13 protein-coding genes are annotated in these 13559 nt (G+C 60.7%); 8 read left to right on the plus strand and 5 right to left on the minus strand.

Annotated elements, in window-relative coordinates; all coding sequences use genetic code 11:
- Window positions 1-52 precede the first annotated feature (52 nt).
- Complete coding sequence (locus AC1D1M_RS21490) at window positions 53-1018, plus strand: GlxA family transcriptional regulator (RefSeq protein WP_477777153.1); 966 nt, start codon at window positions 53-55, stop codon at window positions 1016-1018.
- A 145-nt stretch (window positions 1019-1163) separates the two neighbouring features.
- Here AC1D1M_RS21490 and AC1D1M_RS21495 read toward each other — a convergent pair whose 3' ends face one another.
- Together AC1D1M_RS21495 and AC1D1M_RS21500 are read right to left on the minus strand one after the other, a co-directional pair.
- Window positions 1164-3563 (minus strand): penicillin acylase family protein, encoded by a 2400-nt coding sequence (locus AC1D1M_RS21495; protein ID WP_477777154.1) that lies wholly within the window; start codon window positions 3561-3563, stop codon window positions 1164-1166.
- A gap of 102 nt (window positions 3564-3665) precedes the next feature.
- The gene (locus AC1D1M_RS21500) at window positions 3666-4247 is read right to left on the minus strand and encodes a DUF6436 domain-containing protein (protein ID WP_477777155.1); all 582 of its coding nucleotides are present in this window, start codon (window positions 4245-4247) and stop codon (window positions 3666-3668) included.
- A 96-nt stretch (window positions 4248-4343) separates the two neighbouring features.
- On the opposite strand from AC1D1M_RS21500, the gene bipL reads away from it, so the two are divergent.
- Entirely contained in the window at window positions 4344-5291 is a 948-nt protein-coding gene (gene bipL / locus AC1D1M_RS21505; RefSeq protein ID WP_477777156.1) for a phospholipase BipL, read from the plus strand.
- Between the two features lie 131 nt (window positions 5292-5422).
- Here bipL and AC1D1M_RS21510 read toward each other — a convergent pair whose 3' ends face one another.
- Entirely contained in the window at window positions 5423-6175 is a 753-nt protein-coding gene (locus tag AC1D1M_RS21510) for a DUF2059 domain-containing protein (RefSeq protein WP_477777157.1), read from the minus strand.
- Between the two features lie 108 nt (window positions 6176-6283).
- Between AC1D1M_RS21510 and AC1D1M_RS21515 the strand changes: the two genes are divergently transcribed.
- Both AC1D1M_RS21515 and AC1D1M_RS21520 read left to right on the plus strand, forming a co-directional pair.
- Complete coding sequence (locus AC1D1M_RS21515) at window positions 6284-6916, plus strand: 2OG-Fe(II) oxygenase (protein ID WP_477777158.1); 633 nt, start codon at window positions 6284-6286, stop codon at window positions 6914-6916.
- 2 nt (window positions 6917-6918) lie between these two features.
- The gene (locus AC1D1M_RS21520) at window positions 6919-7404 is read left to right on the plus strand and encodes a 2-thiouracil desulfurase family protein (protein ID WP_477777159.1); all 486 of its coding nucleotides are present in this window, start codon (window positions 6919-6921) and stop codon (window positions 7402-7404) included.
- A gap of 122 nt (window positions 7405-7526) precedes the next feature.
- Here AC1D1M_RS21520 and AC1D1M_RS21525 read toward each other — a convergent pair whose 3' ends face one another.
- Complete coding sequence (locus AC1D1M_RS21525) at window positions 7527-8117, minus strand: transporter substrate-binding domain-containing protein (protein WP_477777160.1); 591 nt, start codon at window positions 8115-8117, stop codon at window positions 7527-7529.
- Between the two features lie 135 nt (window positions 8118-8252).
- Here AC1D1M_RS21525 and AC1D1M_RS21530 point away from each other — a divergent pair, with 135 nt between their 5' ends.
- The gene (locus tag AC1D1M_RS21530) at window positions 8253-8678 is read left to right on the plus strand and encodes a DUF4399 domain-containing protein (protein WP_477762973.1); all 426 of its coding nucleotides are present in this window, start codon (window positions 8253-8255) and stop codon (window positions 8676-8678) included.
- Window positions 8679-8739: 61 nt separating this feature from the next.
- On the opposite strand, the gene serA is transcribed toward AC1D1M_RS21530, so the two are convergent.
- Window positions 8740-9969: a phosphoglycerate dehydrogenase gene (serA, locus tag AC1D1M_RS21535; RefSeq protein ID WP_056854035.1), complete on the minus strand. Its 1230-nt coding sequence runs from the start codon at window positions 9967-9969 to the stop codon at window positions 8740-8742.
- Window positions 9970-10175: 206 nt separating this feature from the next.
- On the opposite strand from serA, the gene AC1D1M_RS21540 reads away from it, so the two are divergent.
- The 3 genes from AC1D1M_RS21540 to AC1D1M_RS21550 all read left to right on the plus strand — a co-directional run bounded on the left by AC1D1M_RS21540 (window position 10176) and on the right by AC1D1M_RS21550 (window position 13457).
- On the plus strand, window positions 10176-11570 hold the full coding sequence (locus tag AC1D1M_RS21540) for an FAD-binding oxidoreductase (RefSeq protein ID WP_033052123.1): 1395 nt from the start codon (window positions 10176-10178) through the stop codon (window positions 11568-11570).
- A gap of 38 nt (window positions 11571-11608) precedes the next feature.
- Complete coding sequence (locus tag AC1D1M_RS21545) at window positions 11609-12274, plus strand: fumarylacetoacetate hydrolase family protein (RefSeq protein WP_477777161.1); 666 nt, start codon at window positions 11609-11611, stop codon at window positions 12272-12274.
- 256 nt (window positions 12275-12530) lie between these two features.
- The gene (locus AC1D1M_RS21550; RefSeq protein ID WP_477777162.1) at window positions 12531-13457 is read left to right on the plus strand and encodes an SdiA-regulated domain-containing protein; all 927 of its coding nucleotides are present in this window, start codon (window positions 12531-12533) and stop codon (window positions 13455-13457) included.
- Window positions 13458-13559 lie beyond the last annotated feature (102 nt).

The raw sequence follows: 13559 nt of genomic DNA on the forward strand, positions 1-13559 counted from the left end.
TGCAGACCCTGTAGGAGCGTTGCAATCAGTGCCATGAGAGGGGCTTCGAACCATGAGTAAAACCGTTGCCATCGTGGTGTTCGCCGGCGTCCAGTCTCTGGACGTCACCGGCCCCATGGATGTGTTTTCCGAGGCTAATAGTTTTCTTGCTGCGCAGGATCACTACCGGCTGGAGGTGATCGGTGTCGAGCGCGGGATGATGGCGTGCTCCAACGGGTTGGCACTCAATGCTCATCGGTATTTCAGCGAAGCGCTGGAGCCATATGACCTGTTGCTGGTGGCGGGCGGGCCGCAGTTGCCGTTCATGGATTTCGGCATGGCATTCGATGGCTGGTTGCGCGATGCCTGTGCGCGGGCCAAGCGCTTCGGCTCGATCTGCAATGGAGCGTTTATGCTCGCCCGGGCGGGGTTGCTGGAGGGGCGCACGGTCACCACGCATTGGCAGGACGCATCGGATCTGGCGGCGCTGTGCCCCTCGTCCCGGGTGGAAGCGGATCGACTGTATGTTGAGGACGGCGAGCTGTTCACCTCGGCCGGGGTCACCGCGGGGATCGACCTGTCGTTGTATCTATTGGGTCGGGATCACGGGCCGGAAGTGGCGCTGAGCGTTGCCAAGCGGCTGGTGGTGTTCACCCAGCGTTCGGGCGGGCAATCGCAATTCAGCCCGTTCCTCACGCCCCACGCCGAAACGGATTCGGCGGTGGCAATGGTGCAGCATTACGTGCTGGCCAACCTGACGGGCGACCTGACCATCGCCGACCTGGCCAATGCCGCCAACATGAGCGCGCGCAACTTCTCCCGGGTGTTCGCCAGGGAAGCGAAAATCACCCCGGCCGAGTTCGTCGAGCGCGCGCGGGTCGATGCGGCGCGGGTGATGCTCGAAAGCACCCGCGCGCCGCTCAAGACCGTGGCCTATCAATGCGGCTTTCGCGATGCCCAGCACATGCGCAGTGTGTTCAACCGCCGATTGGGGGTGACGCCGCAGCAGTTCAGGCTGAACTTTGCGGCGATGGTTTGAGCTGAATTTGTGGGAGCCTTTCAGGGCCCCATCGCGAGCAAGCTCGCTCCCACAGGTTTTTCTGGTGTTCACAAAATCTGTGATCAACAAAGATCCCTGTGGGAGCGAGCTTGCTCGCGATGAGGCCAGCCCGGCCAGCAAAAATCTATGGCGCAGCCCGCGCCGGCAACAGCTTCAACGTACTGCGGGTATTGGCCGTGACCTCTTCATCATTGAGATGCGCCTGGAAGTACATCCCCTCGATGTAGGCCTCGGCCTGATCATCGTAGTGATTGTCGAACAGCACGCCGCTCTGGCCGACCGGGTTGACGGTCAGGCTGTGGGCCGGGTCGGCGAAGTCGATCAGGCGCCGGGTCGAAGGGCCGTAGGTGACAGGCCAGGGTGCCGGGCCGATCTTCGCCGAAAGGTTGTTCGGCACTTCATGGGTGCCGGGTGCGGCGAAGGGGCCGACGTTGAAGATCCGGTCCAGCGGCTTCTGCTGCCCCAGCGGATGGCCATGGGTCAACGTGTGCGCGCTGCCCCACTGCCATTGCGAGGCGTCTTCGCTGAGGGTGCTCTTGAGGTGCGCGAGGCTGGCTTGCCAGGCGGCCTTCACCGTATCGGCACGGGTTTCCTTGTCGAGGGTATTGCGGTTGTCCCACCACGGTGAATCGGCAGTGGCGGCCAGGCGGGGGAGCGCGGCGTCGATCGCCCGGGTCGAGAGAAGCGTTTCGAAGAAGTCGTTACCCAGCTCATCGTGCATCGTCGCGTCAGCCAGGTTGAACAGGAACTGGTTGAACAGCGTGGCGCTGGTCGAGTCGAGGGGGTAATCGCCTTGCCACTGGGCCAGTTGCTCCACCAGTTTGAGTTCGGCAGGATCGCTCACCACTTCGCGCAATACTGGCAACAGCGGTGCCAACAGGCGCGGGCCGTAGGCGGTGGTGGTGCCCAGTTGCAGCTTCTGGCTGTTTTCCAAGTCCCATTTGACCGCTTTGTCGCTGAGCTGGCGATTGAGCTGCTGGCCGCGATCGGCAAGGTTGTAGTAGCCGGGAATCTCCATGCCGGTCGGCGACACCGGCTGGAAGTTGGCCGAGACGATGTAGCCCCGCGCCGGGGTTTCTTCCTGTGGGTTGGCGCTGAACGGGTAGAAGCCGTCCTTGTCCGCCTCGGTGGTGCTGCCGTCGAGGATGAACCACGGGCGTACACCCGCCGGACGTTTAGGCAATTGCGCCGCCGCCCACCAGCCGATGTCGCCCTTGGCATTGGCCCAGACAACGTTCAGGCCCGGTGCCTGGATTTTTGCCGCGGCACTGCGGGCCTTGGCCAGGGTGTCGGCGCGATTGAGCTGGTAGAAGCCCTCCAGGATCGGGTTCTGGCTTTCGAGAAACGCCCACCACATGGCAATCGGTGTCTTGCCGGCGCCGCTGCCCAAGGCATCGTTGACGATCGGGCCGTGGGGCGACTGACGCAACACCAGGGTGAATGGTGCCTGGCCCTTAACCGCGATCTGCTGCTCGCTGGTCGTCATATCCACCCACTTGCCGCGATACCAGACCTGATTGGGGTTGTCCGGGTTGACCTTCTCGGCGATCAGGTCGAGGTCGTCGTTCTGGAACATGGTGATGCTCCAGCCGAAGTCGAGGTTCATGCCCAGCGACGCAAACGGCATCAAGGCTTGATAGTGGCCGTAGAGTTCAAAGCCGGGTGCCGAGAGGTGCGCTTCGTACCACACCGACGGCGCGGAAAAACGGATATGCGGATCGCCCGCCAGCAGTGGCTTGCCGCTTTGGGTCCGGCTGCCTGCGACGACCCAGGCGTTGCTGCCCTCGAACTGTGGCAGGCCGTTGTCGGCCAAGGCTTGTTCGCTCAGGCGGGCGAGGGCGTTGAGGTCTTTCCAGTCGGCGCTGGCCAAGGTGGTGCCGGTCCCGTTGAGCACGCCTTTAGGCTGCCAGTCGAGATCGAAGATGTTCAGGTATTCGGGCCCCAGTTGATCGCGCACGAATGTCAGCAAGGGTTCGGTACGAAATGCCGCGGCAAAACTGTACGCCATGTAGCCGGCGATACTGATGGTGTCCTGGGCCGTGAACGGGCGTTTTGGAATGCCCAGCACATCGAACTCCACGGGTTTGGCGTGGCTGTCCTGATACTGGTTGATGCCGTCCAGATAGGCTTGCATGGCAATGAAGGAGGGCGACTGCTTGTCGAGGTTCGCGAAGTAGGTTTCGGCGCGTTCGCGAATGCGCAGGCTGCGCATCAGTTTGTCGGTGTCGAGCAGTTTCGGCCCGAGCACTTCAGCCAGCTCGCCACGGGCCAGACGACGCAGGACTTCCATCTGGAACAGGCGGTCCTGGGCATGGACGTAGCCGAGGGCGCGGTACAGGTCGGTTTCGTTTTCGGCGCGGATGTGCGGGACGCCGCGCTCGTCGTAGCGCACGCTGACGGAGCCTTGCAGGTGTTGCAGTTCCACCATGCCCTGGCGTGACGGCTGCTTGCTGTAGAGGTACCAGCCGGCCCCGGCGGCCAGCATGACGATCAGCAGAGCGAGAGCGGTCAGGCTGCGTTTCATGGAGACTCCTTGTTGTTATTGTGATTCCTGGCGCCACTGTGTAACACGGCGCGCCGATTTGGCGCATCGCCCGTAGGAGGGATTCTTATTGCGGGTCTTTGCCTACTTCGCTGGATCGACAGGCCACGGGCAGTAACACCCCACGGCCAGTGTGTGCGTGGCACTCACGGCACGGCCTTCATCCAGCGCTTGCAGGATCGGTTCGATAAAGCTGTTGCTGGAGTTGCAGGTCAGGCCTTCGCTGTAGGGGCCGAAGTACGCCAGTTTGCCGCTGCGATCCCAGATCGCCACGGCCGGGCTGGCGGGGATCTGTTCGGAGCCGGGCAGGATGTCGATGGATTTGAGGCTGCTCAAGGTGCTCGGCAACTGGCCGTGGCTGCCGGATTTTTGCACGGCATAGAATTCCACGCCATGGGGAACGTAGCGCTCGACCAGTTCGGTCAGGTGTTGTTGATTGCCGACATTGCACGGGCAGGCCGGGTCCCAGAAGTGCACCAGGCGGATGGCGCCAGGGCCGGCGAGGGATTCGGGAAGGCGCAGCGGGTCGCCGGAAAACATCGCGGTGTGCTCGCTGAACGCCCGCAGGTAACGCCCCTGGAACCAGTCGTAGGCCGCCCACAATGCGCCGGCACACACTACGGCGAGCAGGCTGGCAAACAATGTGGCGCGAAAGGGCGAGCGCATCGGTTCAATCCTCGAAGGTCGGCTAGCTTGCCATGCTTGCCGCGACAGATGAATATCGCAGGCCTATAAAGTCCGTTTCACGTTCTGGAATCGTCCATGCCGGCTACCTTCGACCCTGATCTTCTACGTGCAAGCCTGCTGCCATTGGCGGCCGGGCAGCCGTTGTCAGCGCAGGCGCAGGCTTATCAGCGATTCTACGGGCTGGATTTTGCGCAGCGTCAGGTGCGCAGCGGCCTTGGGCGATTCGAAGTCGATGGTTATGAGCTGGTCAGCCAGTTCTGGTGGCCTGAGCGAGCCAAGGCGACGCTGTTTGTCATCCACGGTTTCTACGACCACACCGGGCTCTACCGGCATGTGATCGAGTGGGCGCTGGATCAGGGCTTTGCGGTGATTGCCTGCGACTTGCCGGGGCATGGGCTATCCAGCGGCGAACGGGCGAGCATCAAGGATTTCGCCGAGTATCAGGACGCGTTGCAAGGCTTGTTCAGCGAGGCGCAATCCCTCGACTTGCCACAGCCGTGGCACCTGTGCGGGCAGAGCACCGGCGGGGCGATCGTGATCGATCATGTGTTGAATGCGGGGGTGAACAGCCCGGCCCAGGGCCAGGTGATTCTGCTGTCGCCACTGGTGCGGCCGCGGGCATGGGGTTGGTCGCAACTGAGTTACTACCTGCTCAAGCCTTTCGTCAAAGCCATCGCCCGGCGCTTCAGCGAGAACTCCAACGACCCGGCCTTTCTGCCGTTCCTGCAAGCCGATCCGTTGCAGCCGCTGCGTCTGCCAACAGCTTGGGTGGGAGCATTGGCGCGCTGGATCAAACGCATTGAGGCCGCGCCCATGAGTAGCCGCCGGCCGTTGATCGTGCAGGGGCAGGCCGACATGACGGTGGATTGGGAGCACAACCTGGAAGTGTTGCGGGGCAAGTTTGATCGGCCGCAGGTGCTGATGCTGCCCGAGGCACGGCATCATCTGGCGAATGAGACGCTGGTGATGCGAGAGGAGTATTTCGGGTTTTTGACCAGGCGGATGAAGGGGCGCAATCCCTAGTGCCTGTTCTGGCCCCATCGCGAGCAAGCTCGCTCCCACAGGGGGGGCGGTGTAAACCCACAATTTTGCGATCAACACAAAACCTGTGGGAGCGAGCTTGCTCGCGATAGCGATCTATCTGGCGCTAAACATCACTGGGGCAGATTCGAATTGCTCTGCCCCACCGCCAACCCCGCCCGAATCGCAGCCAATGCGGCCTGATAATAAGCCTGGCCTTCCGTCGATTCGGCAAAGGTCGCGAACTCTTCCAGCTCGTCGTCCGACAGGTCGCGATAGACGTACAACAGCGTGTTGTTGAGGTCGCTGCCGATCTGATCCATCAGTCGCTGACGTTGTCCGTTCAACATGCCCTGGGCCTGACCGGCACCGAGCAGCCCCGGGATCATCGAGCTCAAACTGTCCGCAGCGACGCCAGCAATCGCCAGGCTGACTTCCGCGCCGGCCTCGCGTGCGGGCAGGGCTTGTGCCAAATGGCCGATGATCAGCATGCGGCTGTCGCTGGCCTGCATCTTCGGCAGACCCTTGGCGTTTTTCGCCAGTTGGTCGCGACGGGTCGCCAGCAGCTCGGCGGCGACGATTTTCTTGCCCAGTGGCGACTGGAAAAACGTCAGCGCGGGTTTGGGGTTGGCGAGGTTCTTGCGCAATTGTGCTTCGGCGCGCTGGTCCACGGCCTGGGCGGAAAAACGCTGATTGCTGTTATTGACCAGTGCCTGAAACACTGCCGGTGGCAGGCTGCCCTGGTAGCGTTGCTGAGCGGCCGAGAGGGCGTCGTTGAAATGCGCGCGTTGTTCCGGCCAGCCGGCGACCTTGTACAACTGGTCGTGGCCGTCTGCCCAGGCGGGCAAAACGCAGAACATCAGCAGTGATAAAAGCAAACGGCGCATAGGGACTCCAGTCAGCAGGCGACTATTCTCCGTGCGGCATCCGTACTTGTCGAGAATTCGTATCAACCCGCCGCGCGGCTCTGTCGGATTTCCGGGCACAGGAATACTATGCGCGGCATGCAAATATCCTCTGATCACCCGCTGCTGTTACGAATCGTCGACGATCTGGCCGAGCACGGTTGGTCGCAGCAGAATATTTTCCTGCCTCTGGATCTGACCCAAGCGCTGGCGGCCGAGTGTCGCAAGCGTGCTGCCGAGGGTGAACTGGCTCCGGCCGCCGTGGGTCGCGGGCCGTCATCGGAGATCCGCGAAGGGATTCGTGGCGACCATATCCAGTGGATCGACCCCGGCCAGGCCGAGGCTTGCGACAGCTACCTGAGTTTGATGGACAGCCTGCGCGAGGCGATCAATCGCGGTCTGTTTCTCGGCCTGGAGGATTTCGAAAGCCATTTTGCGATGTACCCGCCCGGTGCGCTTTACCTGAAGCACGTCGACCGCTTTCGCGATGACGATCGGCGCATGGTTTCGGCGGTGGTTTACCTCAATGACGCCTGGCTTCCCGAACACGGCGGCCAGTTGCGCATGTACCTCGACAATGATCGCGTCCACGACGTGCAGCCTATCGGTGGCTGCCTGGTGGTGTTTCTCTCCGGTGAGGTTCCCCACGAAGTCCTGCCCGCGACCCGGGATCGCCTATCGCTGACCGGCTGGTTCCGCCGGCGCGGCAACGAGCCGTTCTGATCATGCAGAAAATTCTCGTCAGCCGCTGCCTGTTGGGCCATCGCGTCCGTTACGACGGCGGGGCCAGTGGGCCGTTCGATCAGCTTCAGCAGTGGCTAGATGAGGGTCGGGTCGTGCCGTTGTGCCCGGAGGTGGCCGGTGGTTTGCCAACGCCACGGGCGGCGGCGGAAATCCCTGGCGGGCAGGGCGCACAAGTCCTCGATGGCAAGGCGTTGGTGATCACTACCGAGGGCGAGGACGTCAGCGCGCAGTTTCTGTCGGGGGCGTACCAGGCACTGGAGCTGGTACAAAAGCATGGCATCCGCATCGCTGTCCTCAAGGCCAACAGCCCGTCCTGCGGCAATCTGCTGACCTATGACGGGACGTTCAGTGGCGTGAAGGTCAGTGGCGAGGGCGTGACGGCGGCGCTACTCAAGCGCCACGGGGTGCAGGTGTTCAGTGAGCTGGAGTTGCCGCAAGCGGCGCAGGCATTGGCAACACTCGATTAACGAGCGACACAAGACACTGTGGGAGCGAGCTTGCTCGCGATGGCGGCCTGACATCCAACATCAATGTTGACTGGACTGGCCTCATCGCGAGCAAGCTCGCTCCCACAGGTTCTGCATTTACTTCAGTTCTGCAGCTTCGGCACCACACCCGCATCCGCCCCCAACCACTTCTGCTCCAGCGCTTGCAGTCGCCCATCATCCTTGATTCGCTGCAACGCGTTTTCCAGGCTGGCATGGAACGCCGGATTACCCTTCTGAAACGGAATCGCCAGGCTCACGGCCGGGTTGGCTTTGGGCTTCTCTTCTGTCAACGACTGCACCAGCAGAATGGAGCGAGGCTCTTCTTTCTGCGCGATCAATTGCGTATGGGTTTGAACGTAAGGTTCGCTGAAGTCGAAACGATCCTGGAGGTCCGGGGTCACTGCGATGTGGTTGATGGCGATGTCGTATTTGCCGCTTTCGACACCGGTCAGCAGGTCGCTGCCGTCGGTGACGACAAAGTCGGCCCGGACATCGAGTTCACTTGCCAGCAACTGGCCCAGTTCGACTTCGAAACCGGTGAGTTTGTCGTCATCCTTGAAATTGAATGGGGGGGAGTTGGCTTCAACGGCAATACGCAATTCGCCCCGGTCGTTGATGTCATCAATCAGTTCGGCGTGAGCCAAAGGGCTCAGAAGGGGTAGCAGGCAGATCAGGCCAGGCAGAAAGCGCATGGTCACTCCTTTGAATTTATTATCGCGACCCTCTGATTCAGGCTCGCTTTGCTATGGTTGTCGAGTGCCTTCGACAACGAATGGCCATGAAGTTGTCATGGCCACGCGAATTTTACGGAAAAACTGGAGAAGAGAATGAAAACCTTTATGTCACGTGCTGCTTTGGCTGGCCTGTTGATGGGTGTTTCGGTGCTGGCCAGTGCTGCAACGCCGGCTCCGAAAGGCGCCGAAGTGTCCATTGTTTCTCCCACGGACGGTGCGACGATTCCACAGACAGTCGTCGTCAAGTTCGCGGTCGAGAACATTGCCCTGGCACCAGCGGGCGATACCACCAAGAACACTGGTCATCACCACGTGCTGATCGACGTCGATGAGCTACCAGCCGCCGGTGCACCGATCCCCAAGGATGCCAACCACCTGCATTTCGGCGGTGCGCAGACCCAGGCTGAAATAACGCTCACGCCGGGCAAACACACCTTGCAGCTTGAACTGGGCGATAGCAACCACATGCCGTTCGATCCGCCGATCGTTTCCGAGAAGATCACCGTCAACGTCAAGTAACGTTGTTGCGTGAATGAAAAAGGGAGCCCGAAGGCTCCCTTTTTTGTTGCTCAGGTCGTGATCAGAACAACACACGGCTACGGATGGTGCCGTTGACGTGTTGCAGCTTCTCTTGCGCCAGGTCCGAGTACTCGGCGTCGACGTCGATTACCACGTAGCCGACCTTCTCGTTGGTCTGCAGGAACTGACCGGAGATGTTGATGCCGTTTTCGGCGAAGACCTTGTTGATCTCGCTCATCACACCCGGGATGTTCTCGTGGATGTGCAGCAGACGGTGCTTGCCAGGGTGAGCCGGCAGGGCCACTTCCGGGAAGTTCACGGACGATACCGAAGTACCGTTGTCGCTGTACTTCACCAGTTTTTCCGCCACTTCCAGACCGATGTTGGCCTGGGCTTCAGCGGTGGAACCACCGATGTGCGGGGTCAGGATCACGTTGTCCAGGCCACGCAGCGGGCTTTCGAACTCTTCGTCGTTGGAGCGTGGCTCCACCGGGAATACGTCGATGGCCGCGCCGATCAGGTGCTTGTCCTTGATGGCAGCAGCCAGGTGGTCCAGTTCGACCACGGTGCCGCGGGCGGCGTTGATCAGGATGCCGCCTTTCTTGATAGCGCGGATTTCTTTCTCGCCCATCATCCACTGGGTGGCGGCGGTTTCCGGTACGTGCAGCGAAACGATGTCGGACATCGCCAGCAGTTCGTGCAGGTTGCCTACCTGAGTAGCGTTACCCAATGGCAGTTTGGTGATGGTGTCGTAAAAGTACACCTGCATGCCCAGGCCTTCCGCCAGGACCGACAGTTGAGTACCGATCGAACCGTAACCGACGATACCCAGCTTCTTGCCACGGATTTCGAAAGAGTTGGCCGCGCTCTTGATCCAGCCGCCACGGTGGCAGGAAGCGTTCTTCTCAGGGATGCCGCGCAGCAGCAGGATCGCTTCGGCCAGCACCAGCTCCGCTACGGAACGGGTGTTGGAGTACGGCGCGTTGAACACGGCGATACCGCGTTCGCGGGCAGCGTCCAGGTCGACCTGGTTGGTGCCGATGCAGAAACACCCTACAGCCACGAGCTTCTTCGCGTGATCGAAGATCTCTTCGGTCAGTTGAGTGCGGGAGCGAATGCCGATGAAGTGAGCATCAGCGATCTTTTCCTTGAGCTGGGCTTCCGGCAGAGAACCAGTGAGGTACTCGATGCTGGTGTAGCCCGCCGCCTTGAGGACGTCGACAGCCGATTGGTGGACGCCTTCGAGAAGAAGGAACTTGATCTTGCTCTTATCGAGAGAAGTCTTGCTCATCTGCGTAAACCTGTATCCCGGAGAAAAATGGCAGGAAAGGGAGCAGCCCGGAGCTGACCCGCACGGCAGGAAAGCCGTCACCGCAGAACAGCCCTTGGGCACTATCCTGCGGGGTCGTTATGCTAGCATATGCACCCCGCTAAACACTCATTCCTGCGACGTGAAGCGTTCTCAGGATGACCATGAATTGTTCGAGAGTTCTGTCGATGACCAATCCTGCCCTGATTGAAGAGCTGAAGACCCTGGTTGAGCCTGGCAAGGTGCTGACCGATGCCGACTCCCTGAATGCTTACGGAAAGGATTGGACCAAGCATTTCGCCCCGGCCCCGACCGCCATCGTGTTCCCCAAGACCACCGAGCAGGTCCAGGCCATTGTCCTGTGGGCCAATAAACACAAGGTGGCGCTGGTGCCATCCGGCGGTCGTACCGGGTTGTCCGCCGCTGCCGTGGCGGCCAATGGCGAAGTGGTCGTGTCGTTCGACTACATGAACCAGATCCTCGACGTGAATCTCACCGACCGCACGGCCGTTTGTCAGCCGGGCGTGGTCACCGAGCATCTGCAGAACGTCGCCGAAGAAAAAGGCCTGTACTACCCGGTGGACTTCGCTTCGGCAGGTTCGAGCCAGATTGGCGGCAATATCGGCACCAATGCCGGCGGGATCAAGGTGATTCGCTACGGCATGACCCGCAACTGGGTGGCCGGCATGAAAGTCGTCACCGGCAAGGGCGACGTGCTGGAACTGAACCGCGACCTGATCAAGAACGCCACCGGCTACGACATGCGTCAGCTGTTCATCGGCGCCGAAGGCACCCTCGGGTTCGTGGTCGAAGCGACCATGCGCCTGGACCGCGCGCCGAAAAACCTCACCGCGATGGTCCTCGGCACCGCCGATTTCGATTCGATCATGCCGGTGCTGCACGCCTTCCAGAGCAAGCTTGACCTGACCGCTTTCGAATTCTTCTCCGACAAGGCCTTGGCCAAAGTCATGGCCCGTGGCGATGTCCCGGCGCCGTTCGAATCCGATTGCCCGTTCTACGCGCTGCTGGAGTTCGAAGCGACCACCGAAGAAGTCGCCAACCACGCCCTGGAAACCTTCGAGCACTGCGTCGAGCAGGGTTGGGTTCTGGACGGCGTGATGAGCCAGAGTGAAACCCAGCTGCAGAACCTGTGGAAGCTGCGCGAATACATCTCCGAAACCATTTCCCACTGGACGCCGTACAAGAACGATATTTCGGTCACCGTATCGAAAGTCCCGGCGTTCCTGAAGGAGATCGACGCGATCGTTGGCGAACACTACCCGGACTTCGAAATCGTCTGGTTCGGCCACATCGGCGACGGCAACCTGCACTTGAACATCCTCAAGCCGGATAACCTGAGCAAGGACGAGTTCTTCGCCAAGTGCGCCACCGTCAACAAGTGGGTGTTCGAAACCGTCGAGAAGTACAACGGTTCGATCTCCGCCGAGCACGGCGTGGGCATGACCAAGCGCGATTACTTGACCTACAGCCGTTCCCCGGTTGAGATCGAGTACATGAAAGCGGTCAAGGCAGTGTTCGACCCGAACGGCATCATGAACCCGGGCAAGATTTTCGCTGTTTGATTTTCGAACTTTAAGAGCCAACGAAGCAGGAGTCGGTAATGAGCTATCAGCACCAGTATGTCGACGGTACGCGCATTCACTTCCCGCTGGGGAAAGTGGTGTGCATCGGCCGTAACTACGCCGAACACGCCAAGGAACTGGATAATCCGGTGCCGACCGAGCCACTGCTGTTCATCAAGCCGGGCAGTTGCGTGGTGCCGCTGGATGGTGGTTTCAGCATTCCGACCGAGCGCGGTTCGGTGCATTACGAAGCGGAAATCGCGGTCTTGATCGGCAAGCCGTTGTCGACCAAACCGAGCCGTGAAGAAGTGCTCGACGCCATCTCCGGTTTCGCTCCAGCCCTGGACCTGACCCTGCGGGACAAGCAGGCCGAGCTGAAATCCAAAGGCCTGCCCTGGGAAATCGCCAAGTCCTTCGACGGCGCGGCAGTGATTGCACCGTTCGTGTCCGGCAGCACGTTTGCCGACCTGACCGACATCGGAATCCGCCTGACCATCAACGGCGAAGTGCGCCAGGACGGTAACAGCAGCGCCATGCTCAACCCGATCGTGCCGATGATCCAGCACATGGCCGGCTGCTTCTCGTTGCAGGCCGGGGACGTGATCCTCACCGGTACGCCAGTGGGCGTTGGTCCGCTGAATGTCGGTGACGAGATCGTTCTGGAATTGCCGGGCGCCAGCAGTTTCACCAGCAGCGTTCGCTAGTCCGGACACCGCCAAACCCTGTGGGAGCGAGCTTGCTCGCGATGAGGCCGCGTCAGTCAGCAGATATGTTGAAGACGGACCGCTATCGCGAGCAAGCTCGCTCCCACATTGGTTTTGTCGTGGCCTGTAAAAGGCTCACCCTGTCATTTCCCGTTTTTTTCACATCCGGTCTGGATAATTTCAGGGCTGTTGGCCTCTGAGCCGGCCCCAAACTGTGCTATTACCCCTAGCCTGAATTTCTGGAATGCATTCTCCGATGGCCACTCCTCCGCTTTCCACGCTTAAACCTGCCCGCCGCTCGCGCTTCGCCCTGCGTTGGCACACCTGGCTTCTGCTGGTGGCCGTCGTCGCCTACGGTGTTGCGTTTGCCATGCATTGGGATGCGCGGGGCGTGCTCTGGGTGAAAGAGCAATTCAAGAGCCCGGCCGAGCGTCAGGCCAGTATCTGGCTTCCGGACTACCGCGCGGTGATCGATGCGAAGCCGTTGCCGGGCATGGAGAAGGATGAAGCATCGGATCTGTCCTACGACCCCCAGACCAAGACCCTGTTTTCGGTCATGGGCAAGAACCCGTTTCTGGTCGAATTGAACTTGCAGGGCGATGTGCTGCGCAAAATGCCATTGGTCGGCTGGAGCAACCCTGAAGGCGTCACCGTGCTGGGCGCCGGCCGACTGGCGATTGTCGATGAGCGCGACCACCTGATCGCCATCGTCAAGGTCGATGCCGACACCCGCGAACTGAACATCACCGATTTCCCGACATACGACCTCGGGCCTTCCAAAGACCAGAACAAGGCCTTTGAGGGTGTCACCTGGGATCAGCGCAATCAGCAGCTGCTGCTGGGCGAAGAGCGCCCGCCGGCATTGTTTGCCTGGAAAGGTGACGGCAAGGTCCTTACCGGCGACAAGCTGAAGCTGGCCAGTCATGCGCTGGACATGCGCAACCTGTCGGCACTGGCCATCGACCCGCGGACCGGCCACATGCTGGTGCTGTCCGCCGACTCGCACCTGCTGCTGGAGCTGGACAAGAAGGGTGAGCAGGTCAGTTTCATTACGCTGCTGCGTGGCTTCAACGGCCTGAAAAATACCATTCCCCGTGCCGAAGGCGTGACCATGGATGAAGCGGGCACGCTGTACATGGTGAGTGAGCCGAATCTGTTTTATCGCTTCGAAAAACAGAAGTAACCAGCGCCTGCGCTGATTGCCTGTACGCAAAAGGCCAGCGGCCATTAAGCTGCAGTTCAGACAGGCGTGATATTTCATCCGCCTGTATTGACCCTGAGCCCG

This window comes from Pseudomonas sp. P1_F7 (assembly GCF_056405655.1).

Bases quoted from the DNA above. Each gene is read 5' to 3' on its own strand.
- AC1D1M_RS21490 (WP_477777153.1), top strand. From the start codon at position 53: ATGAGTAAAACCGTTGCCATCGTGGTGTTCGCCGGCGTCCAGTCTCTG.
- AC1D1M_RS21495 (WP_477777154.1), bottom strand. From the start codon at position 3,563: ATGAAACGCAGCCTGACCGCTCTCGCTCTGCTGATCGTCATGCTGGCC.
- AC1D1M_RS21500 (WP_477777155.1), bottom strand. From the start codon at position 4,247: ATGCGCTCGCCCTTTCGCGCCACATTGTTTGCCAGCCTGCTCGCCGTA.
- bipL (WP_477777156.1), top strand. From the start codon at position 4,344: ATGCCGGCTACCTTCGACCCTGATCTTCTACGTGCAAGCCTGCTGCCA.
- AC1D1M_RS21510 (WP_477777157.1), bottom strand. From the start codon at position 6,175: ATGCGCCGTTTGCTTTTATCACTGCTGATGTTCTGCGTTTTGCCCGCC.
- AC1D1M_RS21515 (WP_477777158.1), top strand. From the start codon at position 6,284: ATGCGCGGCATGCAAATATCCTCTGATCACCCGCTGCTGTTACGAATC.
- AC1D1M_RS21520 (WP_477777159.1), top strand. From the start codon at position 6,919: ATGCAGAAAATTCTCGTCAGCCGCTGCCTGTTGGGCCATCGCGTCCGT.
- AC1D1M_RS21525 (WP_477777160.1), bottom strand. From the start codon at position 8,117: ATGCGCTTTCTGCCTGGCCTGATCTGCCTGCTACCCCTTCTGAGCCCT.
- AC1D1M_RS21530 (WP_477762973.1), top strand. From the start codon at position 8,253: ATGAAAACCTTTATGTCACGTGCTGCTTTGGCTGGCCTGTTGATGGGT.
- serA (WP_056854035.1), bottom strand. From the start codon at position 9,969: ATGAGCAAGACTTCTCTCGATAAGAGCAAGATCAAGTTCCTTCTTCTC.
- AC1D1M_RS21540 (WP_033052123.1), top strand. From the start codon at position 10,176: ATGACCAATCCTGCCCTGATTGAAGAGCTGAAGACCCTGGTTGAGCCT.
- AC1D1M_RS21545 (WP_477777161.1), top strand. From the start codon at position 11,609: ATGAGCTATCAGCACCAGTATGTCGACGGTACGCGCATTCACTTCCCG.
- AC1D1M_RS21550 (WP_477777162.1), top strand. From the start codon at position 12,531: ATGGCCACTCCTCCGCTTTCCACGCTTAAACCTGCCCGCCGCTCGCGC.